Genomic DNA, 20,618 nt, shown 5'->3' on the forward strand with positions numbered 1-20,618 from the left:
TTTTCATTACTTCAATTCTGTAATTCTGCCGGGCACAAGGCCGCGGCCCCAGCCTTGTGCCCCGGCGCCCCTTCATGTATATCCTGGCAAACCGGAACCGGAGGGCAAGAACACGGTGGCGGAAAAACGCCTCTTATCCGTGGCCGAGATCGCGCGACAGCTGGACGTGCCGGAATCCACCCTGCACTACTGGAAGAACCGCTTCTCTCAATATCTGCCGAGCTTCGGCCGGGGCCGTCTGAAGCGCTTCCAACCCGAAGCCGTGGAGGCCTTCCGGACCATCGCCCGCCTGCTCAAGTCCGGGCGCTCCTCGGAAGAGGTCATGGCCGAGCTGGCCCGAACCTACCCCCTCAACGCCCAGGCCGTCCCGCCCCTCTCCGAGACTTCGCCTCCGCTGCCCGAGCAGGCCCTGGAACCGGCCCTTCGCTTGGCCGCCGGAATGGGCCTGGAAATGGCCCGAGCCTTGGGCCAGGGCATCCGCGAAGCCCTCACCGGACTGGTTCCGCCCCAAGCCCTACCCGCCGAGGACACCACCCGCATCCAGGAAACCCTTGATGAGGCGGCCCAGCGGCTGGCCTGCCACTCCGGCGAACTCGAAACCCTGCGCGCCGAAAACCTCGATCTCAAGGGCAAGCTCCAGATCCTCGAAGCCGAGTTGGTCCGTCTGCGCAAGGACCGCCGCGAGCTGGAGCGCTTCCTTCTTGACAAAATCAAGGGCATGACTACCTGAACCCTCGGCGCCGGGCCGTCCGGGGCCGCCAGCCCCTCCCCGCGCCATCGTTCCCTTCCCGTCCGGGCGTCCCGTCCCGACGGGACGACTCTTTTCTTCATTCAAGGAGACTTTCGGCATGAGCGCCACGGAAAAGACCTTCGAATTCAAGGCGGAAATCAAACAGCTTCTCGAAATCCTGGTCCATTCCCTCTACACCAACAAGGAAATCTTCCTCCGCGAGCTCGTCTCCAACGCCTCCGACGCACTGGACAAGCAGCGCTTCGCCGCCGCGTCCGGCGAGGACGCGGCCGAGGACGCGGCCCCGGCCATCCGCATCGATCTGGACGCCGAGGCCAAGACCCTGGCGGTGACCGACAACGGCATCGGCATGACCCGAGAGGAACTGGTCCAGAACATCGGCACCATCGCCCACTCGGGCTCGGCCGAGTTCGCCCGCCGCGTGGCCCAGGCCAAGAACAACGGCGGCTCCACGGGTCTGGACAACCTCATCGGCCGTTTCGGCGTGGGCTTCTACTCCGTGTACATGGTCGCGGATGCGGTGGAGGTGACCACCAGAAGCGCCCAGGCCGGCGCCCCGGCCCAGGTCTGGACCTCGGACGGAAAGGGCTCCTACACCATCACCGAGGCTCCGGCGGACACCCCGCGCGGCACGCGCATCCTCGTGCGGCTCAAGCCCGACCTGGTGCCCCAGTTCACGGACCCGGAGCTGATCAAGGAGATCATCAAGCGCCATTCCAATTTCATCTCCTTCCCCATCCTGGTCAACGGCGAACGGGTGAACACCGTGCCCGCGCTCTGGCGCGAGCCGAAATTCCAGGTCACGCCCGAGCAGTACAAGGAGTTTTACTCCTTCCTGACCCATGACGACGCCGAACCCCTGGCGAACATGCACATCTCCGTGGACGCTCCGGTGCAGTTCAACGCCCTGCTTTTCGTGCCGCCCCACGACACCGACCTCCTGGGCCTGAACCGCGAAGACTGGGGCCAGGACCTCTACGTACGCCGGGTGCTCATCGAGCGCCGCGACAAGGATCTGCTGCCGCGCTATCTGTCTTTCGTGCGCGGCGTGGTGGACACCGAGGATCTGCCCCTGAACATCTCGCGCGAGACGCTCCAGGACAACCTGCTCATCCGCAAGATGCACTCCACCCTGACCAAACAGGTCCTCGGCGAACTGGAGAAGATGACGACGGACGCGGACAAGTACGCCGCGTTCTGGCGCGCCCACGGCCAGATTTTCAAGACCGGTTACTCGGACTATGTCAACCGGGAGAAGTTCGCCGCCCTGCTGCGCTTCAACTCCTCGGCCGACACCGACGCCCAGGGCCTGACCTCGCTGGACACCTACATCGATCGCGCCAAAACCGGCCAGAAGGCCGTGTACTACGCCTTCGCGCCCAGCCGCGAGGCCGCCGGTCTCTCGCCGCACCTGGAGATATTCCGGCGCAAAGGACTGGAGGTGCTCTACCTCTACGAACCCGTGGACGAGTTCGTCATGGAGAGCCTGCGGGAATATAAGGAATTCAAGCTGACGGCCGCCGAGCACGCCCCGGCCGCCGACCTGGAGCAATTCCCGGACGAGGCCGGGAAGCGCACGGCCGAGGAGCTGTCCGGGAAGGACGCCGAGGCCCTGCCCGGGCTGCTGGCCCGCATCAAGGACATCCTCGGGGAGCAAGTCACGGAGGTGAAGGCCTCCGAGCGGCTCTCCGAAAGCCCGGTCTGCCTGGCCAACCCCGATGGCCGGGTGACCTCCTCCATGGACAAGATCATGCGCGTCATGAGCCGGGACACGAGCATTCCCAAGAAGGTTCTGGAGGTGAACCCGGACCACCCCCTGGTGCGCAACCTTCTGGGCGTGTTCCGCGCGAACCCCGAAGATCCTTTCCTGGAGCAGGCCATCCGGCAGCTCTTCGAGTCGGCCCTGCTCCTGGACGGCTACCTAGCCGACCCGCACGCCCTGGTGGGACGCATGCAGGATCTGCTGACCAAGGCCAGCGGCTGGTACGCGAAGACCCGCGAACAGAACGGGAACTCATGAGAAAAGGCGGGGTTTCGGCCCCGCCTTTTCTCCCTTTCCCCCGTCCCGAACGTCATTCCCCGTGCAAGATGAGCCCGCAGCCCATGCGTTCCCCCAGGGCCGCGCATTCCCCGCACAATTCGCCCTCCTCGGGCACATCCCCCGGCTCCAGCCGCCGCACCTGCACCTCGGGCCCGTCAACCGGCAGATGGCGGCAGGAACGGCACCAATGCCAGACGTCGCCCCCCGAACCGGAGCCGGGCCTCCGCCGGAATTCCATGACAAGTCCCATTCCCCCCCCCTTTCCCCAACGAAATCGCAATACCCCCTTGATACGAAATGTCAATAATCATGGCTCGATTGCTCCATCAATCTTGCCTCCCTCGCCCCGCGCCGCCTCCAACAGGACGCGCTCGGCCTCACGCGCCGGCCCAGGGTCGGTGAGCTTCAACCCCAGGCCGTCACGGACGTAGAACACGTCGGCCACCCTCCCCCCGGAGGAGGCGATGCGCGCGGACTGGATGTCCAGGCCGAGGCGATGCAGGGCCAGCGCCACGTCGTGCAGGAGCCCGAGGCGGTCCCCGGCCTTGACCTCGATGCGGGTGAGGAAGTCGCTCTCGTCGTTGTCCACGCTCACGGAGGGCCGGTAGCGCGGGCGGGCGGCCGAGACGCTCAGGGGGGAGCGGCGACGCTCCTCCAACCGGTACTCCAGGTCGAGCTTGCCGGTGAGGGCGTAGTGGGCGCTGCGCTGCACACGGCCCCAGGCTTCCTCCGGGAAAAGATTGTCCGGCGGCTCGGAAACCACGAAGGTGTCCAGGGCCGCGCCGCCCTTCCAGGTGAGCAGTTCGGCCGAGCGGATGTCCAGGCCATGCAGGCTGAGCACCCCGGCCAAGGTGGCGAAGAGTCCGGGCCGGTCCAGGGCCGCGACGGTCAGCTCCCAGTAGCCGGGCACGGCCGTCGGGCGCGCCCGGACCAGGCAGACGCCGATCCCGCCCTTGTCGCCGGGCTTGCGGCGACGGTCCTCGGCCACGGCCTCCTCCAACTCCCCGGCAAGCTCCAGGTGCTCCAGCAGGGTTTCGGCGTCCAGCACATGCAGGGCGCGGACCGGCATGGCGTCCAGACCTCGCTCCACGACCTCCGAAGAAAACCGCCCGACGGCCAGGGCCCGCACCCGATCGCGTTTCTCCACGATCTTGCGGGCCGCGTCCGGCTCGGACAGGGGCCCCTCGGTGAGCAACTTGCGGACCTTGAAAAACAGCTCGGCCATGAGGGCCGCCGTCCAGTTGTTCCAGGCCCGGGGGCCGGTGGCCAGGCCGTCGGCCACCGAGAGCAGGGCCAACATGTCCAGGCGGCGGGCCGTGCCCACCACCTCGGCGGCCTGGGAGACCACGTTCTCGTCGGAGAGGTCGCGACGCGTGGCCGCGATGGGCAGGAAGAGATGCCGACGCACCAGAAAGGCCCCGTCCTCGGCGATTTCCGGCGCGCCCCCGAAACGGGCCGCCACCTCCCGGCATATCTCCTCGCCGCGTTCGGAGTGGTCCCCGGGCAAGGGCTTGCCCAGGTCATGGCACAGTCCCGCCAGCAGAAGCGCCGTGGCGTCGTCCAGGCGACCGGCGGCCTCCCCGCACCAGCGACAGCCTCCGGGCGGTTCGCCGCCCGCCCCCGGCCGCAGGAAGCGGGCCAGGACGCGTACGCATTCCAGGGTGTGCCGCCCCAGAGGATGGAGGTGGTAGTCGTCGAACTGGACCAGATGCTCGGCCCGGCCGAATTCCGGGATCAGCGCCGAGAGCAGGCCGGTCTCGGCCAGCACCTGGACCGGCCCCTGCCCCGGTTCCCGGTCGACCAGGAAGAGTTCCAGCATGGTCCGCAGGATTCCCGGACGGCCGGACAGGGCGGCCGACAACCCGGGCAGGGCGGCGCGGATAACACGCAAGGCGGGCCAGGAAACCGGCCGCCGCGAACGGGCCGAGGCCAGGAAGATCGCCAGGGCCGCGTCCGGATTGCTGGAAAGCTGCCTCGGATCGCGGAAATCCAGCCCGGCCGTGCTGTCGATGAGCCTCGGGTCGTCGGGTCGGGCGAGGCGGCGCGGTCCGGCGCAGCAGGCCCGCCAGCAGGCCTGACGCATGGTCTTGATTCCGGCCATGCAGCGGTGCAGGCGGGAAAGGAAGGCCTCCACGGCCAGGGCCCGGCTTGGACCACCGAACCCCAGGGCCTCGGCCACCCGGGGCTGATGCTCGAAAGTCAGGGTGTCCAACCGCCGCCCGGCGGCCAGGTGCAGGGCCGTGCGCGCCCGCAGGAGAAACATCCCGTGCTGATCCAGTTCCGCGCGCTCCTCGCCGGTGAACAGGTCCAGCGGCTTTCCGCCGAGTTCCAGGATTCGTTCGAGCCAGCGGATGTGATGGCGGCCGCGCAGCCCGCCCAGGCCGTTTTTCAGATCCGGTTCCAACAGACCGGAGCCGTCGCCGTACTGGGCCTCGCGCAGGGCGTTCTGCTCGGCAAGCCAGCGGGCGAAGCCCAAGGCACGGCGGGGAGCCACTCGGGAGGCCAGACCCGCCATCAGTTTTTCCGCTGGTGCGGGGTCACCGGCCACGGCCCGGGCGTCCAGCAGGGAGGCCAGGACCTGGGGTTCGGAGCGGGCCAGCGACAGGCAGTCGGCCAGGGAGCGCACCCCCTGGCCCAGGTCCAGCCCCAGGTTCCAAAGGGGATGGAACAGGGCCCGGACCAATTCGAGGGCCCGCCGCGGCACGCTCCCGGAAAAGAGAACGAAACAGTCGATGTCTGAATGGGGACAGAGCTCGGAGCGGCCGTAGCCGCCCACGGCCAGAAGGCAGAAGGGGGCGGCCGGAAGCGTTCCGGCCAGTTCCGCGAACCGGGCGCGGAAATAGCGATCCACCGCGGCGGACAAGCGGGCCGGGAACCCGTCCAGGTTCCCGGCCCGGGCTTCATCCAACAACGCCGACCGTTCCACGCCGAGCGCGGCCGCGGCCGGTGAAGGAGCCTCGGCGTCCCGGCCCATGCCGAAGCGGCCTAGATGGCCGCCTCGCCCGTCTCGCCGGTGCGGATGCGGACGACTTCCTCGATGGGCGAGACGAAGATCTTGCCGTCGCCCACCTGGCCGGTGACGGCGGCCTTGCGGGCGGCCTCCACCACCTCGGCCACGCGGGCGGATTCCACCACCACCTCGATCTTGACCTTGGCCACGAAGTCCACTTGATACTCGGCCCCGCGATAGACCTCGCGATGCCCGCCCTGGCGGCCGAAACCCTTGACGTCGGTGACGGTCATGCCCTTGACCCCGAGCTGGGCCAGGGCGTCCTTGACCTCGTCCAGCTTGAAGGTTCTGGTGATGATCTCGATCTTCTTCATGCGGTTCTCCTCGCGGATTGCGGTCTCAAGCCTCGGCTAGAGCTGGTAGCCCGTTTCGCTGTGCTGGGAGATGTCCAGGCCCCTGATCTCGTCCTCCTCGCTCGGACGCATGCCGATGGTGGCGTCCACGACCTTGAACAGGATCGCGCTCATGACGCCGCAGAAGGCCCAGGTGGCCAGCACGGAAACCAACTGTATCCAAAGCTGTTTCGGATTGCCAGCGAGCAGCCCCTGAGCGTTCACCGAGGCGAACACGCCGGTGAGCAGCGCGCCCAGGGTGCCGCCCACGCCATGCACGCCGACCACGTCCAGGGCGTCGTCGTAGCCGAACTTGTGCTTCAGAAAGATGCCGCCGTAGCAGACAGCCCCTCCCAGGGCGCCGATGATCAGGGAGGCCCCGGGGGTCACGAAGCCCGCGCCGGGGGTGATGGCCACCAGCCCGGCCACCGCGCCGGAGGCCGCGCCCAGGGTGGTGGGCTTGCCGTTGTGCAGCCATTCCACGAGAATCCAGGCCACCGAGGCGGCGGCGGTGGCCATGTGCGTGGTCACGAAGGCGTTGGCGGCCACCTCGTTGGCGGCCAGGGCCGAACCGGCGTTGAAACCGAACCAGCCGAACCAGAGGATGCCCGCGCCGAGCACGGTCATGGGCAGGTTGTGGGGGATGAACGGGGTATGGCCGTGGCCCTTGCGCTTGCCGAGCAGGATGGCCACCACCAGGGCGGCCGAGCCGGAACTCATGTGCACCACCGCGCCGCCCGCGAAGTCCAGGGCGCCCATCTGCTGCATCCAGCCGCCGCCCCAGACCCAGTAGGCCATGGGACAGTAGACCAGGAGCAGCCAGAGCGCTGAGAAGACGAGGAAGCCGGCGAACTTCATGCGTTCCGCGAAGGCCCCGGAGATGAGCGCCGGAGTGATGACCGCGAACATGCACTGGAAGATCATGAAGGCCAGATGGGGGATGGTCGGGGCCGGACTGCCCTCCACGCCCATGCCGACCCCGTTCAGGAAGGCGAACTCCAAGCCGCCGAACAGCCCGCCCAGGCTCTTGCCGAAGGCCAGGGAGTAGCCGAGCACGGCCCAGAGCACGGACACCAGCCCGATGAGGATGAAGCTGTGCATGACCGTGGAGAGCACGTTCTTGCTCCGCACCAGGCCGCCGTAAAACAGAGCCAACCCCGGGGTCATGAGCATGACCAGGGCCGAGGAGATGAGAATGAATGCCGTGTCCGCTGCGTTCATCGGGATTCCTCCAAGCGGGGCCGCCGCCTCTCTTTTTTTAACAAAAAAGAAAAATTGCCTCTCAGTCTGGCAAGATGTGTCGCTCGCCGCCTGCAGCCACTTTTCGCTTTTATTTCAAAGCATAATCGGCAAAAGAAACTGGCGAAACACAATCCTGGCGTATCATTTTTGTTAAAAAATGACCAATGCATCCCAGACGGGAGGAAACAAAGCAAGGAGCGGGCCAGGTTGGGTGGCCAGACTACCAGGCGTAGGGCTCTTTCTCGCGGAACTCGAAGATGTAGGGCATTTCCGGCTGAGACACGGGCACGACCCCCTCGGCATCGATGCGGAAGCGCTCGTTGCAGACGGTCACGGCCGCCTCCGGGGTCTTGGGAAGATCTGAGGAACGGGGCGCGGCCCCCAGGGGCTCCAGGCGGCCGTAGACTTCCACCCATTGCCCCTGGGGCGTGTGGCCCAGGTCGGCCAGGAACCCGGCGGCCACGGCGTCGGCCAGGCAGCAGACCACGGCCACCCGGCTCACCAGGGCCTGACCTTGGCCGTCCAGCGCGGGGCTCCGGCGGACCACGCCCCGGACCACGAAGCGCGCGGGCGCGTCCGTGGGCCGCTGGTCAGCCAGCAGGAACAGCTCGGCCAGATTCATCCGCACGTATTCCCGGCCCTCGAACGTGACCCGCGAGGGCTCCACCGGCTCCGGCCCGGGCTCCAGGGAACTCCGGCGCGGGGCCTGGGACGACGTGGGGGACTCGGACGGCTCACCGCCCACGCCGGTCACGGCCAAGATCGCCAGCCCCAGACAGAGCCCCAGGGACAGCAGCCGCAGTACGCCGCCGGGCCGGGGGCCGGGAGCCCGCGTGGCCGCCAGGGGGGCCAGCAGGATCAAAATCGCCCCTGTGACGAGACTCACGGGGATGAAGCGGGGGTTGAGGAAGTACCAATAGCGGTCCGAGAGGGCCAGACCGGCCAGGAGCCCGCCCAGGAGGAGCAGGGCCAGACCGTCCAGCAGGGGCATGACGCGGCCGCGCACGGCTAGCCCCAGAGCGCCGTGAGCAGGGCGCAGAGGACGAAGATCAGAACCGTGGGCACCACGACCAGGGATCGGAACACCGGCCGCCGGAACACGGCCAGATAGGCCGGGATGAGCTTCAGGTCGAGCATGGGCCCCAGAGCCAGAAAGGCCAACTGCGCCCCGCGCGGGAACATGGTCAGGCTGGCGGCCACGAAGGCGTCGGCCTGGGAGCAGATGGACAACAGGACGGCTAGGAGCATGAGGGCGGCCACCGCGCCCAGCGGGCTCCCGGCCACGGCCTCCAGCACGCCCTGGGGCAGGAAGACCTTGAAGATGGCCGAGGCCACCGCGCCCAGCACGAGGAAACGGCTCATATCCAGGAACTCTTCGGCCGCGTGGCGCAGCGCGGAGAGGAGTTTCGATCCGCCATGCGCCCCGCCGTGGGCGCGGCAGGAACAGCCCGCGTCGTGGGCCATGTCCAGGCCCGGGGCCAGGATGTCCCGCGCCTTGCGATCGCCCAGGGCCAGGCCCAGGGCCGCCGCCGGAACGGCCACCAGGGCCACCCGGCCGAGAACCATGCCCCAGTCGCCCCGGAAGGCCACCCAGGTGGCCAGCATGGAGATCGGATTGACCACCGGCGCGGCCAGCATGTAGGGCAGCGCGGCGGCCACGGGCACCCCTTTGCGCAGCAGCCGCCGGGCCAGGGGCACGATGCCGCACTCGCAGGCCGGGAGCAGAAACCCGGCCAGCAGTCCGGCCAGGACGCGACCCGCCCGGTGTTTCGGCAACAGGCGGTCCAGGGCCCCTTCAGGCATCCAGGCCTCCACCGCCCCGGCGGCCAGGGAGCCCAGCAGCAGAAACGGCGCCGCCTCCAGCACGATGGCCGTGACCACGGCGGCGAACGCCTGCAATCCGCTGAAATCCATGTCCTTCACCAACTCCCGGCGCGGCCTTGACAGAGAATGCAACTTTGTTGCATGACGGCCGTGCAACTCTGTTGCAGACTCCGCATCTCCTAGCCCAAAACCGGAGGCCCCGCAATGAAACGCCTGCTCCTCGTCCTCTTCCTCGCCCTCCTCTGGGCCTGCCCGGCTTCGGCCGACAAACTGCCCGTGGCCGTGGGCATCGAGCCCATGAAATATTTCGTGGACAGGATCGGCGGCGACATGGTGGAAACCACGGTCATGGTCCCGGCCGGTTCTGATCCGCACACCTACGAACCCAAGCCCTCGCAAATGCGCGCCATTTCCTCGGCCACGCTCTACTTCTCCCTGGGGCTGGAATTCGAGGAGGCCTGGGTGCCGCGTTTCCAGGCCGCCAATCCCAAACTCAAGGTGGTCCGCGCCGACTTCGGCATCCGCAAGCTGCGCATGGAGGAGCATCACCACCACGACGGGCAGGACGCCGGGACGGCCCACGAGAACGAGGACGATCCGCACGTCTGGACCGCGCCGCCCCTGGTCAAGTTCATCGCCGAACACATCCTGGAATCCCTGTCCGAGGCCGACCCGGCCAACGCCGCCGCCTACCGCCGCAATGAGGCCGACTTCCTGCGCGAACTGGACCAGCTCGACGCCGAGATCCGCGCCGCGCTCAAGGGCGTGCCCAGGAACCGTCGCGCCTTCCTGGTTTTCCACCCCTCCTGGGGCTACTTCGCGAAAACCTACGGCCTGACCCAGGAGGCCGTGGAGATCGAGGGCAAGGAGCCCGGTCCCAAGGAGCTGTCACGGCTCATCGACGAGGCGAAAAAGGACGGCATCAAGGTCGTCTTCATCCAGCCCCAGTTCTCGAAGCGCACGGCCGAGGCCATCGCCCGGGCCATCGACGGACGGGTGGCCCTGGCCGACCCGCTGGCCGAGAACTGGGCCGACAATCTGCGGGAGGCGGCCAAGGCCTTCCGGGCGAGCATGAAGTAGGCGCGGGCGGCGCAGCCGCCGCGAAGGTGGTCCGCATGGATGTCGAGGCATATCTGCGCCGGGCCGGGCTTCCGGCCACGGCCCACCGGGTCCAGGTTCTGAAGGCGCTGGCCGAAGCGGGCCGGGCCCTCACGCCCCAGGAACTGCTGGCCCTGGTGGGCGGGGGCATGAACCGCGTGACCCTCTACCGCATCCTGGACCTCTTCGTGGAGCACGGTCTGGCCCAGCGCCACAGCGCGGGCGAACGGGCCCTGCGCTACTGCCTGGAGGCCTCCCCCGCGGCCAAGGGCCACGGCCACTTCCACTGCAACCGATGCGGCCGCACCGAATGCCTGCCCGCATCGGCCCTGGACCTGGAGGCCCTGTCCCGGAGCTTCCCGTTCACCATCGAGCACGCCGAGGTGCGCTTCGACGGGATCTGCGCCGACTGCCTCAAGAACGGCGACTGACCACTCCCCGACCCAGGGCGACCGTTCGGCCGGTTTGCCGCCCTTCCCGCGCGCTTTACGCGCTATGTGCCGGGGTGCTACGCTGACGCCAACCTCGGAGCCCTCATGCTGCTTGGAATCGACGTGGGCGGCACGCACACCGACGCCGTGGCCGTGAGCCGCGACGGCGTGGCCGCCTCCTGCAAGGTGCGCACGGATCACGCCGACCTGCTCGTCTCGGTGCGCGGCGCCCTGGAGAACATCCTCTCCCGGGTGGACCGCGCCAAGGTCCGCCGCCTGAACCTCTCCACCACCCTGTCCACCAACGCCATCGTCGAGGGCCGCACCGAGGAGGTGGGCGCGCTGCTCATCCCCGGCCCCGGCATCGATCCGTACAACTCCATGCTCTGCCGCCACTTCCACGTGCTCTCGGGGTCCATCGACCACCGGGGCACGGAGGTGAAGCGCCTGGACCAGGCCGAGGTGGCGGCGGCCGTGGACTCCTGCCTCAAGGCCGACATCCGGGTCTTCGCCGTGGTGGGCAAGTTCTCCACCCGCAACCCGCGCCACGAGAACGCCGTGCGCCTGGCCCTGTGCCGGGGCGAGGGGGCCTGCGCCCGGGCGGATTTCCTGACCCTGGGCCACGAGCTGGGCGGTCGCCTGAACTTTCCGCGCCGCATGGCCACGGCCTTCTTCAACGGCGCGGTCTGGCGGCTCTACAACCGCTTCGCGGACGCCGTGGAGAAGACCCTGGCCGACCTGAACCTCGGGCACGTGAAAGTCAACGTGCTCAAGGCCGACGGCGGCACCTTCCCCCTGGCCCTCTCCCGCAGGATGCCCGTGCAGTCCATCTTCTCCGGTCCGGCGGCCAGCGTCATGGGCATCATCGCGCTCTGCGACATCACCCACGACTCCGTGATCCTGGACATCGGCGGCACCACCACGGACATCGCCGTCTTCGCGGGCGGCGCGCCCCTGGTGGAGCAGGACGGCATCCACATCGGCTCCCACCCCACCCTGGTGCGGGCCCTCAAGGTCCACTCCATCGGCATCGGAGGCGACTCGGCCCTGACCGTGCTGAACGGGGTCGTGCGCGTGGGGCCGAACCGCCTGGGGCCGGCGGTGGCCGAGGGCAGGAGCGTTCCGACCCTGGTTGACGCCCTGAACACCGCGGGGCTCTGCGCCCTGGGCGACGCCGAGGCCTCGCGCGCGGCCGTGGCCGCCCTGGCCCGGACCCACGGCCGGGAGCCGGAAGTATTGGCCAAGGAGGCCGTGGACGCGGCGGCCGGGTCCATCCACGCCGCCGTGCGCGAGATGACCGCCGAGATCAACGACCGGCCCGTGTACACCATCCACGAACTGCTGGAGGGCCGCCGCATCGTGCCCAAGAAGGTCTACGTCATGGGCGGCCCGGCCGAGGTGATGAAGATGCCCCTGTTCCGCAAGTTCCAGCTCTCCACCGAGGTCCCGCCGGACTACGCCGTGGCCAACGCCATCGGCGCGGCGCTGACCCGCAGCACCTGGGATCTGGAGCTGTTCGCGGACACGGAGAAGAACGTACTCTTCATCCCCTCGCTCCAGCACCGCGAGAACATCCCGCGCACCTACACCCTGGAGGAGGCCAGGCGCGACGCCGTGCGCCACCTCCTGGGCCACCTGGGCTCGCTCGGCGTGGTCCTGGACTCGGCCGAGGCCCAGATCACCCGGGCCGACTCCTTCAACATGGTGGACGGGCTCGCCACCGTGGGCCGCAACATCCGCGTCAAGTGCCAGGTCAAGCCGGGCGTGGCCTTCCGCCTGACCGGGAGGGCCTGAGATGCTGAAAGCCGCCAACTCCCTGGGGATCATCTTCTTCCCGGCCTTCGACTGGAGCATCTCGCCCACCCACCCGGAGCGCGAGGAGCGCCTGCTCTACACCCAGGACCAGCTCAAGGAGGAAGGGCTCTTCGACATCGAGGGCATCCGGGAATACAAGCCCGGCGTGGCCTCGGTGGAGGACGTGGAGCGGGCCCACTTCTGCTTCCCGGAGGTGGACGCCGTGACCACGCGCTCGCACCTCATCTCCGCCGGAGGCGCGATCACGGCCGCGAAGCTCGTCATGGACAAGGTCCACGACCGGGCCTTCGCCCTGGTGCGCCCCCCGGGCCACCACGCCATGAAGGTGGTCCACGGCTCGCGCGGCTTCTGCAACATCAATATCGAAGCCGTGATGATCGAGTGGCTGCGGGAGCACTACGGCGTGCGGCGCATCGCGGTGGTGGACACGGACTGCCACCACGGCGACGGCACCCAGGACATCTACTGGCACGACCCGGACGTGCTCTTCATCTCCCTGCACCAGGACGGCCGGACCCTCTACCCGGGCACGGGCTTTCCCAAGGAGTGCGGCGGCCCCACGGCCCTGGGCCGGACCATCAACATCCCCCTGCCCCCGGGCACCTCGGACGAGGGCCTGCTCATGGCCCTGGACCGGGTCGTGCTGCCCACCCTGGCGGACTTCCAGCCCGAGATCATCATCAACTCCGCCGGGCAGGACAACCACTTCTCGGACCCGATCACGAACATGAACATCACGGCCCAGGGCTACGCCGAGCTGAACCGCAGGCTCGCCCCGCACCTCGCGGTGCTGGAGGGCGGCTACGCCATCCAGGGCGCGCTGCCCTACGTGAACCTGGGCATCTGCCTGGCCATGGCCGGGCTGGACTCCAGCGGGGTGCGCGAGCCGGGCTTCGACCCGGAGCGCCTGCGCCAGCCGCGCAAGGTCACGGACTACATCGCGGAGGTCTGCGAGATCGCGGGCGGACTCTACTTCAACCCGCCCAAGGAGCCCAAGGACGGCGTGTTCGCGGACAAGTGGTTCGTGCGGCGCAAGAACATCTACTACGACACGGACGAGATCACCGAGGCCCAGACCGAGATGCTGCGCCTCTGCGGCAACTGCCGGGGCCTGTTGAAGATCGAGTCGCGCTCGACCAACAACCCGCTCTGCCTGGGCCTGGAAATCCCGTTCCACGCCTGCGACGAATGCCGCGACCTGGGCTATAAAATCCTGGAAGAGTCACAACTGAAGGGCGAATTCAGGTATATCCAGTTCGTGAACAAGCGGGAAAAAGAATTTGTGAGGTATGGGTTTTAAAAACTGGCAAGCTCAATATTTTTGCTTACACCAAGACCCTTAGCAATATGATCACAAAGGAATATAGCTGAATGATGAGCAGCAACTGCTTCATCAATTGTCACTTTTTCTTCACCATACCTGGCACCGGCTGAACAGGTTACAGAATCTATCCACTCCTGCGGTGGCAACTCCAAACCGTGCTCGGCTGACCGGTGAAATAGATCGTTTATATCATGCGATCTTGGGTACTTCCCATGTGTTTTTTTGAGAAAATATTTAATCATCTTTTCAGTCATCTGAAGAGATGCCCATTTTGAAATTCCAAAATTGCAATGGCGGTTCATAATCATTGTGATCGCAACAATCAAATCTCCGTACCATAAAAATACATCAATATTTTCAATTCTCGATAATGACATAAAAAGTTTCGCAATCAGCATTCCAATAGCCGTTCGCTCATCTTCACTCAAAGTATTTTTTCTGAACTCAGTGAGGCCTTCGATAAATCCAAATAAATCTAAAGGGGTTTGACCAATTATAATTGGGAAGCTAACCCGATATGGTGTTTTTTTAATTAACACAATGCTACTAAGCCAAGGGCCAAAACCCTTGAGACGGTCGCCATACATCGCCTCATACCACTTAATAACGGGATTACTCTCATCAATAAAATGGATATTCCCTGGAAACAGTTTGCCGAATTCAGATAACGCCGCCAATTCTCGCCCAGGGATTTCTGGATGATTAGCAGCAATCTTATCGTCAATTTCTAGCATCAAACAATGGAATTCTTGTCTCGTTATTTCCATATTATTTGAATAACAAAAATTGTATACGGTTATAAAAAATATGAAATGAATGTTCTCCATTCATAGAACAATGATCATTTCTCTTCTTTCTTCCCCCACCCTTCGGGCAGGGACTTCACGTGGATGTCGCGCTGGGGGAAGGGAATCTCGATCTTGTTGGCCAGGAAGCGCTCCCAGATGGCCAGGTTCACGTCCGTCTTGAGTCCCATGAGCCCGTTCTCCGGATCCTTGATCCAGAACCCCACGGCCAGGTTCACGCTGTTGTCCCCGAAGTCCGTGAGATGCGCCGAGGGCTCCGGGTCCTTGAGGATGCGGTCCACTGACCGGGCCGCCTCGACCATGAGCCGCATGGCCAGCGGCACGTCCGCGTCGTAGGCCACGCCCACGGGCACCGAAACCCACAACTTGCGGTCCGTGCGGGTCCAGTTGATGACCTGCCCGCTGATGAGATCCTCGTTGGGCACGAGGATTTCCTTGCCTCCCAGGGTCCGCAGCAGGGCGTAGCGCGTGCTCAGGGTCTGAATCTCGCCCACGTTGCCGCCGATCTCGATGATGTCCCCGGGCTTGATGGACTTGTCCAGGAGCAGGATCACGCCGGACACGAGGTTGGAGAAGATTTTCTGAAGCCCGAAGCCGATGCCCACGCCGAGCGCGCCGCCGACCACCGCCAGGCTCGTGAGGTTCACGCCCATGCTCGACAGGGCGATGAGCCCGGCCAGGGCGTAAAGCCCGAAGCGCGCGCCCTTGACCACCAGCACCCGCAGGGTGGGCGACATCTCGCTGGAGCGGGTGGCGCGGCTCTCCACGAAGCGAACCACGAGCACCGCGGCCTCCAGGGCCACCACGAGCACCACCACGGCCTTGAGCACGCCCCAGAGCGAAATCCGCGCCTCGCCCAGGGTCACGGCCAGGGAGTCCAGGAAGGCCGTGGCGGGCTTGAGCAGCCCGATGGCGTCCAGCACGGCCAGGGACCAGACGATGGCGGCCACCATGCGGGCCCAAAAGCGGCTTTCGATGAGCGAGGTGAGCAGGCGGATGATGACCCAGGCCACGGTCAGGGACACGGCCATGTCGGTGAGCTGGTGCGGCCGTTTCAGGCCATCCAGGGCCGCGCCGACAACGCCGCAGCAGACCACGAAAAGCAACGGCCAGACCGAGCGCCCGGCGTTGTTGGCCAGGACCGCCAGCCCGGCGGGAATGGGGCGCGAGAGCCAGGCCCGCACCCGGCCGCGCACCAGCCCCCAAAGCAGCCAGGAGATGAACAGCGCGGCCAGCAAGGCCGCCAATTGGACCACCCCGGCCCAGGACAGGAGGTTCGCCTGGAGCCAGGCCCAGAATTGGGCGAGAAGCCGGGAAAGATCGGCTGCGGACTCGGTGTTCATGCGCGACTCCTATAGCCCCAGGAGCACACCGGCGAAGAGCAGGATGGCCACGAAGCCGTTGAGGGTGAAGAAGGCCAGGTTGACCCGCGAAAGGTCGTCGGGCTTGATGAGCCGGTGCTCGAACCAGAGGATGCCGCCGATGAGCGCGGCCACCGCGAAATAGGTCCAGCGCAGGTTGGCCGTCATCCCGGCCATGAGGAACAGCCCGGCGGCGGCCAGATGCCCGTCGCGGGAAAGACGCAGGGCCCGCTCCAGACCCAGGGAGGCGGGCATGGACTTGAGTCCCCTGGAGCGGTCGAACGCCACGTCCTGGCAGGCGTAGAGGATGTCGAACCCGGCCACCCAGAGGGTCACTGCCAGGGCCAAGAGGAGCCAAGTCCAGGCGAACTCGGGCCGGAGGCTGATCCAGCCCGCGATGGGCGCGAGCCCGAGCACCGAGCCGAGCACATAGTGACAGAGCCAGGTGAAGCGCTTGGTCAGGGAGTAGAACCCGGACCAGACCAGGGCCGGAATCGCGAGTTTGAGGCAGAGCGGGTTCATGAGCGCCGTGGTCCCCACGAAGACCAGGGCGCAGCCGCCGATGAAGGCCAGGGTGAAGCCCTTGGTCAGTTCGCCGGTGACCAGGGGCCGGTCCTGGGTGCGCGGATTCTCGCGGTCGATGTCCAGGTCCAGGTAGCGGTTGGCGGCCATGGCGAAGGAACGCACCGCGACCATGGCCGCGGTGAGCACGATGAGCGCCCACCAGCCGGGCCAACCACCGGCGGCCAGGAACAGACCGGAATAGGCGAACGGCAGGGCGAAGATCGAATGCTCGATCTTGACCATGCGCAGGATCGAGAAAAACTTGGACATGCGCGGCTCCCGGAGGTTTTCCAACACCTCGGGATGTACCCTGTTCCGTCCGCGCTTGCAAACCGCGGAGGTTTCGGCGCACAATGCCGGGCAACGAATACAGCCCAGGGAGGCCCCATGAGCAAGCGGATGATCGTGGACGGCATGCTGGAAAGCGGCGTTTTCCCGAACAAGGCCGAGGCCGAGGCGGCGTACGACGCCGTGCTGGAGAGTCTGGCCGGAGCCCTGCGCGAGGGCCAGGACGTGGAACTGCGGCCCTTCGGCTCGTTCCGCGTGGTGGAACGCAAGGCCAGGACCGGCCGCAACCCCCGCACCGGCGAGCCCGTGGCCATTCCGGCCCGGCGCGCCGTGATCTTCCGGGCCGGGGCCCAGATGCGCGAGGCCCAGCGCCAGGGCCCGGAATGGCTGGGCCTGAAGACCTATTCCCTGCTCCTGGAGTCACAGGTGCGCGAGGCCCGGGCCTTCCTCAAGCGGAAGCAGGTCAAGGCCAAGGCCGAGCGCTACGCGCGGGAGGCCGCCGAGCGCCTGACCAGACTCACCGACGAGGCCTCGGCCAGGCTCAAGGACTACTCCCGCGCGGGCAAGCCCGCCTGGGAGGAACTGCGCCAGGGCCTGGAGCGGGCCTATGGAGAGCTGAAGACGGCCTTTCTCAAGGCCCGGGACAAGTTCTAGGAGCGCCCGCCCCCGAGCGGTCCGCCGCGGAGGAGCTTTTCGAATTCCTCCGCCGGAAGCGGCGGGGCATAGTGGTAGCCCTGGGCCAGACGGCAACCCACGCCGAGCAGGAAGTCCGCCTGTTCGCGGGTTTCCATGCCCTCGGCCACGGTGGACAGGCCGAGGCCGTCGGCCATGGACAGGATGGTCCGCACCAGGGCCCCGCCCCGGCCGCTGGTTTCTCCGATGCGGTCCACGAAGGTCTTGTCCACCTTGATGGTCTGCAACGGCAGGGACATGAGATAGCTCAAGGATGAGTAGCCGGTGCCGAAGTCGTCCAGGGCGAAGGACACGCCCCGGCCGTTGAGATGCTCCATGGCGGCGCGGGCCGCCCCGAAGTTCTTGAGCAGGGCCGTCTCGGTGATCTCCAGTTCCAACGCATGCGACGGCAGGCCCGTGCGTTCGAGAATCGCCGCCACCTGCTGGGGCAGTTCGTCGCGCCGGAAGTGCTGGGCCGACAGGTTCACCGCCAGGGTCAGATCGGCGAAGCCCGCCTCGGCCCAGTGCATGGCCTGACGGCAGGCCGCCTCCAGCACGAACAGGTCGATGGGCACGATGAGCCCGCTGCTCTCCGCGAAGTCGATGAACGCGGCCGGAGGACGCAGGGAGCCGTCCGGTTCCCGCCAGCGCACCAGGGCCTCCATGCCCACCACCGCGCCCCGGCCCATGTCCACCTTGGGCTGGAAGAAGACGGTCAGGCGCTCCTCGGCCAGAGCCCGACGCAAATCCGTCTCCAGGGTCAACCGCCGCGCGGCCTGGTCGTTGAGGTTCCGCTTGTACAGGCTGAAGGTGTTCTTGCCCGACTCCTTGGCCCGGTACATGGCCAGGTCGGCGTTCTGCACGAGCCGTTCCGCCGTGTCCGCGTCCAGGGGATGGACCGCGATGCCCACGCTGACCCCCAGGTAGAACTCGTTGCCGCCCACCCGGAACGGACGCCGCATGGCCTTCAGCAGATCACCGGCGATGCGCGTGAGCGGGTCGAGGCCCTCCTCCAATCCCTCGACCACCACGGCGAACTCGTCGCCGCCGAGGCGGGCCAGGGTGTCCTCCCGGCGCAGCACCCCGGCGAAGCGCTCGGCCGCCATGCGCAGGACCTTGTCTCCCGCCGAATGCCCCAGGGTGTCGTTGACGTGCTTGAAGTCGTCCAGGTCCAGGAGCAGGAGCCCCACCTGGGTTCCGGCGCGGGAGGAGGCCAGCATGGCTCTCCGCAGCCGGTCCTGGAAGAGCTGGCGGTTGGGCAGCCCCGTCAATTCATCGTGAAAGGCTTGGCGCTCCAGCTCTCGCTCGGCCTTCTTGCGGTCCGTGATGTCCGTGATGGAGGCCACGCTCATGTCGGTGCCCGGGATCACGGCCACGGTCATGAAGACCTCGCGGACCTCGCCCCGGCGGTCCACCACCCGGGTTTCGTAATTGCGCGGGGCCAGCCCGGGGCCCTTGCGGCGCATGGCGTGATACTCCAACATGCGCGGCACGTCGTCGGGGTGGAAGAACTCGGTCCACTTGCGGCCCACGGCCTGGTCGGCCGAGGCGAAGCCCATCAGGTTGGCGAACTCGGCGTTGGCCAGCCGGATGCGCGTATCCGCCTCGATGAGCATGCCCGCCGTGCCCGTGTTCATGAACAGAGTGCGGTAACGCTCCTCGGAGTCGGCCAGGGCCTGTTGGGCCTTCTCCAGCTCGCTGATGTCCACGAAGGTTTCCAGGAGATGGTCCTTCCCTTTGAGGGACAGCCGGGCCACGGACTTGAGGATGTCCATGCGCGAACCGTCGGAAAGCTGGAGCTGGCACTTGAAGGCGTCGCCGTCCTCCTTTCCTCCGTCCAGAATCGGGCACGCTCCCGCTTCGTTGGGACAGAGCAGGCCGTGGCAGGGACGGCCCACGATCTCCTCGCGCGTCCGCCCCGCCAGTTCGCGGGCCAGGGCGTTGACCTCGACCACCCGGCGGGTGTCGGCCTCCACCAGGATCACGCCCACGCGCAGGGAGTCCAGAAGCAGGGAGAGAAACTTCTCGTTCTCCCGGCGTTCCCGGAACATGCCTTCGATGCTCCGGGCCAGACTGGTCAGTTCGTCGTCGCCGTCCAGGGACACGGGGGCATGGTCCGGGCCGCCCGCCGAAGACACCTGTCGCTCCAGGCTGGACACGCGGGCCAGCACCTGACGTTCGAGAAAGAACATGGTCAGGCCCGCCAACATCAGGCCGGTGAGCAGAATGGACAGCAGGATGCCCAGGGTGGCCTCTTCGCCGGTCTGGCGCAGGTCGCGGCGCGTACGCACGGAAAGATTCAAGGCCGACCGGCCGTCCAGGTCCGGGATGGAGGCCGAGGCCAGGATGCTGTCCTCGCCCAGCGAAAGCGTCGGAGCCGGTTCCCGCCCCAGGGTCAGGGGCAGCTGCAGGGTTTCGGACAGCCGGGTGACGAAGGGGCGGGACACCTCCCGGCCCATGAGCAGCCAGCCGGCCGGCGGCCCCTGGCGGTTGCTGCTCAGGATGCGCTGGCAGGCGACCTGGAATATCCGGTCCGAGAGCACCATGTAGCCGGCGAAGCCGTCGGCCGCGAAGCGGCTCCCTCCCGGCGAAACGCGCGGCTCCATGAAGGACAGGGCCTCCGGCGGCGCGGAAGAGAGATTGCCGTCCTCGTCGGCGTAGCGGCCCCAGACGAGACCTCCCGACGCGTTGTAGATCAGACACAGGGAAAGTTTCTGGGTCTGGAAGGTCGCGGGAGGCAGGTTGGATTCGACGTATTCCTCATAACCGGTGCGGGCGAAGCGGGAGGTGTCGTCCCACCAGGCCCAGTCCTTGGTCAGGGTGTTCAGATCCTCGACGGTCAAAGCGAGGGCGTTCATGCCCCGGCGCAGGTTGTCCCGAGCCATGTCCTCCTCCAGATCCAGGAAGCGGCTCTGGAGAATGCCGTGGGACAACAGCAACAAGCCCGCCGTGACCAGGGCGAAAAGCAGGCCGATGACGGCCAGGGTGGACTTGCGCAGACCCCAACGCATGAGAAACCCCACCTCGCGTTCCTTCTTTCGTCTTTCTAGCCGCAATGC

Annotated in this window: 17 protein-coding genes; 7 read left to right on the forward strand and 10 right to left on the reverse strand. The window is 66.8% G+C overall.

Annotated features, from left to right (window positions below):
• Window positions 1-139 precede the first annotated feature (139 nt).
• Both H587_RS0112910 and htpG read left to right on the forward strand, forming a co-directional pair.
• Window positions 140-730, forward strand: coding sequence for a MerR family transcriptional regulator (locus tag H587_RS0112910; RefSeq protein WP_245560885.1), 591 nt, complete (start codon window positions 140-142; stop codon window positions 728-730).
• A 118-nt stretch (window positions 731-848) separates the two neighbouring features.
• Window positions 849-2,771, forward strand: coding sequence for a molecular chaperone HtpG (gene htpG / locus H587_RS0112915; protein ID WP_027176612.1), 1,923 nt, complete (start codon window positions 849-851; stop codon window positions 2,769-2,771).
• Between the two features lie 52 nt (window positions 2,772-2,823).
• Here the strand turns inward: htpG and H587_RS0112920 are convergent, their stop codons facing one another.
• The 6 genes from H587_RS0112920 to H587_RS18625 all read right to left on the reverse strand — a co-directional run bounded on the left by H587_RS0112920 (window position 2,824) and on the right by H587_RS18625 (window position 9,290).
• Window positions 2,824-3,042: a hypothetical protein gene (locus H587_RS0112920; protein WP_027176613.1), complete on the reverse strand. Its 219-nt coding sequence runs from the start codon at window positions 3,040-3,042 to the stop codon at window positions 2,824-2,826.
• A gap of 57 nt (window positions 3,043-3,099) precedes the next feature.
• A complete protein-coding gene (locus tag H587_RS18615) occupies window positions 3,100-5,766 on the reverse strand; it encodes a [protein-PII] uridylyltransferase family protein (protein ID WP_051202801.1) in 2,667 nt (888 codons plus the stop codon).
• 11 nt (window positions 5,767-5,777) lie between these two features.
• On the reverse strand, window positions 5,778-6,116 hold the full coding sequence (locus H587_RS0112930) for a P-II family nitrogen regulator (protein WP_027176614.1): 339 nt from the start codon (window positions 6,114-6,116) through the stop codon (window positions 5,778-5,780).
• Between the two features lie 36 nt (window positions 6,117-6,152).
• Window positions 6,153-7,355 (reverse strand): ammonium transporter, encoded by a 1,203-nt coding sequence (locus tag H587_RS0112935; RefSeq protein WP_027176615.1) that lies wholly within the window; start codon window positions 7,353-7,355, stop codon window positions 6,153-6,155.
• 241 nt (window positions 7,356-7,596) lie between these two features.
• Window positions 7,597-8,382, reverse strand: a complete 786-nt coding sequence (locus H587_RS18620; protein ID WP_051202802.1) for a TIGR03943 family putative permease subunit — start codon at window positions 8,380-8,382, stop codon at window positions 7,597-7,599.
• A gap of 2 nt (window positions 8,383-8,384) precedes the next feature.
• A complete protein-coding gene (locus tag H587_RS18625) occupies window positions 8,385-9,290 on the reverse strand; it encodes a permease (RefSeq protein WP_034609478.1) in 906 nt (301 codons plus the stop codon).
• Between the two features lie 114 nt (window positions 9,291-9,404).
• Between H587_RS18625 and H587_RS0112950 the strand changes: the two genes are divergently transcribed.
• The 4 genes from H587_RS0112950 (at window position 9,405) to H587_RS0112965 (ending at window position 13,844) form a co-directional block, all read left to right on the forward strand.
• Entirely contained in the window at window positions 9,405-10,280 is an 876-nt protein-coding gene (locus H587_RS0112950) for a metal ABC transporter solute-binding protein, Zn/Mn family (protein WP_027176616.1), read from the forward strand.
• Between the two features lie 35 nt (window positions 10,281-10,315).
• Window positions 10,316-10,729 carry a Fur family transcriptional regulator gene (locus H587_RS0112955; protein WP_034609416.1) on the forward strand — a complete coding sequence of 138 codons (414 nt, stop codon included), beginning with the start codon at window positions 10,316-10,318 and terminating at the stop codon, window positions 10,727-10,729.
• A gap of 105 nt (window positions 10,730-10,834) precedes the next feature.
• The gene (locus H587_RS0112960) at window positions 10,835-12,523 is read left to right on the forward strand and encodes a hydantoinase/oxoprolinase family protein (protein WP_027176618.1); all 1,689 of its coding nucleotides are present in this window, start codon (window positions 10,835-10,837) and stop codon (window positions 12,521-12,523) included.
• Between the two features lies 1 nt (window position 12,524).
• Window positions 12,525-13,844, forward strand: coding sequence for a histone deacetylase family protein (locus tag H587_RS0112965; protein WP_027176619.1), 1,320 nt, complete (start codon window positions 12,525-12,527; stop codon window positions 13,842-13,844).
• On the opposite strand, the gene H587_RS20660 is transcribed toward H587_RS0112965, so the two are convergent.
• The 3 genes from H587_RS20660 to H587_RS0112975 form a co-directional block, all read right to left on the reverse strand.
• Complete coding sequence (locus tag H587_RS20660; RefSeq protein WP_156904559.1) at window positions 13,841-14,602, reverse strand: HEPN domain-containing protein; 762 nt, start codon at window positions 14,600-14,602, stop codon at window positions 13,841-13,843. The two genes, H587_RS0112965 and H587_RS20660, sit on opposite strands and share 4 nt — an antisense overlap.
• A gap of 107 nt (window positions 14,603-14,709) precedes the next feature.
• The gene (locus H587_RS18630; protein ID WP_051202806.1) at window positions 14,710-16,017 is read right to left on the reverse strand and encodes a mechanosensitive ion channel family protein; all 1,308 of its coding nucleotides are present in this window, start codon (window positions 16,015-16,017) and stop codon (window positions 14,710-14,712) included.
• A 9-nt stretch (window positions 16,018-16,026) separates the two neighbouring features.
• Window positions 16,027-16,869: a 4-hydroxybenzoate octaprenyltransferase gene (locus tag H587_RS0112975; protein WP_027176620.1), complete on the reverse strand. Its 843-nt coding sequence runs from the start codon at window positions 16,867-16,869 to the stop codon at window positions 16,027-16,029.
• 117 nt (window positions 16,870-16,986) lie between these two features.
• Between H587_RS0112975 and H587_RS19795 the strand changes: the two genes are divergently transcribed.
• Window positions 16,987-17,541: an HU family DNA-binding protein gene (locus H587_RS19795; protein ID WP_051202808.1), complete on the forward strand. Its 555-nt coding sequence runs from the start codon at window positions 16,987-16,989 to the stop codon at window positions 17,539-17,541.
• Here the strand turns inward: H587_RS19795 and H587_RS19800 are convergent.
• A complete protein-coding gene (locus H587_RS19800) occupies window positions 17,538-20,570 on the reverse strand; it encodes an EAL domain-containing protein (protein WP_169432786.1) in 3,033 nt (1,010 codons plus the stop codon). The two genes, H587_RS19795 and H587_RS19800, sit on opposite strands and share 4 nt — an antisense overlap.
• Window positions 20,571-20,618 lie beyond the last annotated feature (48 nt).

Origin of the sequence: Desulfovibrio aminophilus DSM 12254 (assembly GCF_000422565.1) — a bacterium.
Classification (GTDB): domain Bacteria; phylum Desulfobacterota; class Desulfovibrionia; order Desulfovibrionales; family Desulfovibrionaceae; genus Aminidesulfovibrio; species Aminidesulfovibrio aminophilus.

What these genes read in the sequence shown, in the direction of transcription:
- H587_RS19800 (WP_169432786.1), bottom strand. Translation starts at nt 20,570, where the DNA reads ATGCGTTGGGGTCTGCGCAAGTCCACCCTGGCCGTCATCGGCCTGCTT.
- H587_RS18625 (WP_034609478.1), bottom strand. Translation starts at nt 9,290, where the DNA reads ATGGATTTCAGCGGATTGCAGGCGTTCGCCGCCGTGGTCACGGCCATC.
- H587_RS19795 (WP_051202808.1), top strand. Translation starts at nt 16,987, where the DNA reads ATGAGCAAGCGGATGATCGTGGACGGCATGCTGGAAAGCGGCGTTTTC.
- H587_RS18615 (WP_051202801.1), bottom strand. Translation starts at nt 5,766, where the DNA reads ATGGGCCGGGACGCCGAGGCTCCTTCACCGGCCGCGGCCGCGCTCGGC.
- H587_RS0112965 (WP_027176619.1), top strand. Translation starts at nt 12,525, where the DNA reads ATGCTGAAAGCCGCCAACTCCCTGGGGATCATCTTCTTCCCGGCCTTC.
- htpG (WP_027176612.1), top strand. Translation starts at nt 849, where the DNA reads ATGAGCGCCACGGAAAAGACCTTCGAATTCAAGGCGGAAATCAAACAG.
- H587_RS20660 (WP_156904559.1), bottom strand. Translation starts at nt 14,602, where the DNA reads ATGCTAGAAATTGACGATAAGATTGCTGCTAATCATCCAGAAATCCCT.
- H587_RS0112955 (WP_034609416.1), top strand. Translation starts at nt 10,316, where the DNA reads ATGGATGTCGAGGCATATCTGCGCCGGGCCGGGCTTCCGGCCACGGCC.
- H587_RS18630 (WP_051202806.1), bottom strand. Translation starts at nt 16,017, where the DNA reads ATGAACACCGAGTCCGCAGCCGATCTTTCCCGGCTTCTCGCCCAATTC.
- H587_RS0112920 (WP_027176613.1), bottom strand. Translation starts at nt 3,042, where the DNA reads ATGGGACTTGTCATGGAATTCCGGCGGAGGCCCGGCTCCGGTTCGGGG.
- H587_RS0112950 (WP_027176616.1), top strand. Translation starts at nt 9,405, where the DNA reads ATGAAACGCCTGCTCCTCGTCCTCTTCCTCGCCCTCCTCTGGGCCTGC.
- H587_RS0112960 (WP_027176618.1), top strand. Translation starts at nt 10,835, where the DNA reads ATGCTGCTTGGAATCGACGTGGGCGGCACGCACACCGACGCCGTGGCC.
- H587_RS0112930 (WP_027176614.1), bottom strand. Translation starts at nt 6,116, where the DNA reads ATGAAGAAGATCGAGATCATCACCAGAACCTTCAAGCTGGACGAGGTC.
- H587_RS0112975 (WP_027176620.1), bottom strand. Translation starts at nt 16,869, where the DNA reads ATGTCCAAGTTTTTCTCGATCCTGCGCATGGTCAAGATCGAGCATTCG.
- H587_RS0112935 (WP_027176615.1), bottom strand. Translation starts at nt 7,355, where the DNA reads ATGAACGCAGCGGACACGGCATTCATTCTCATCTCCTCGGCCCTGGTC.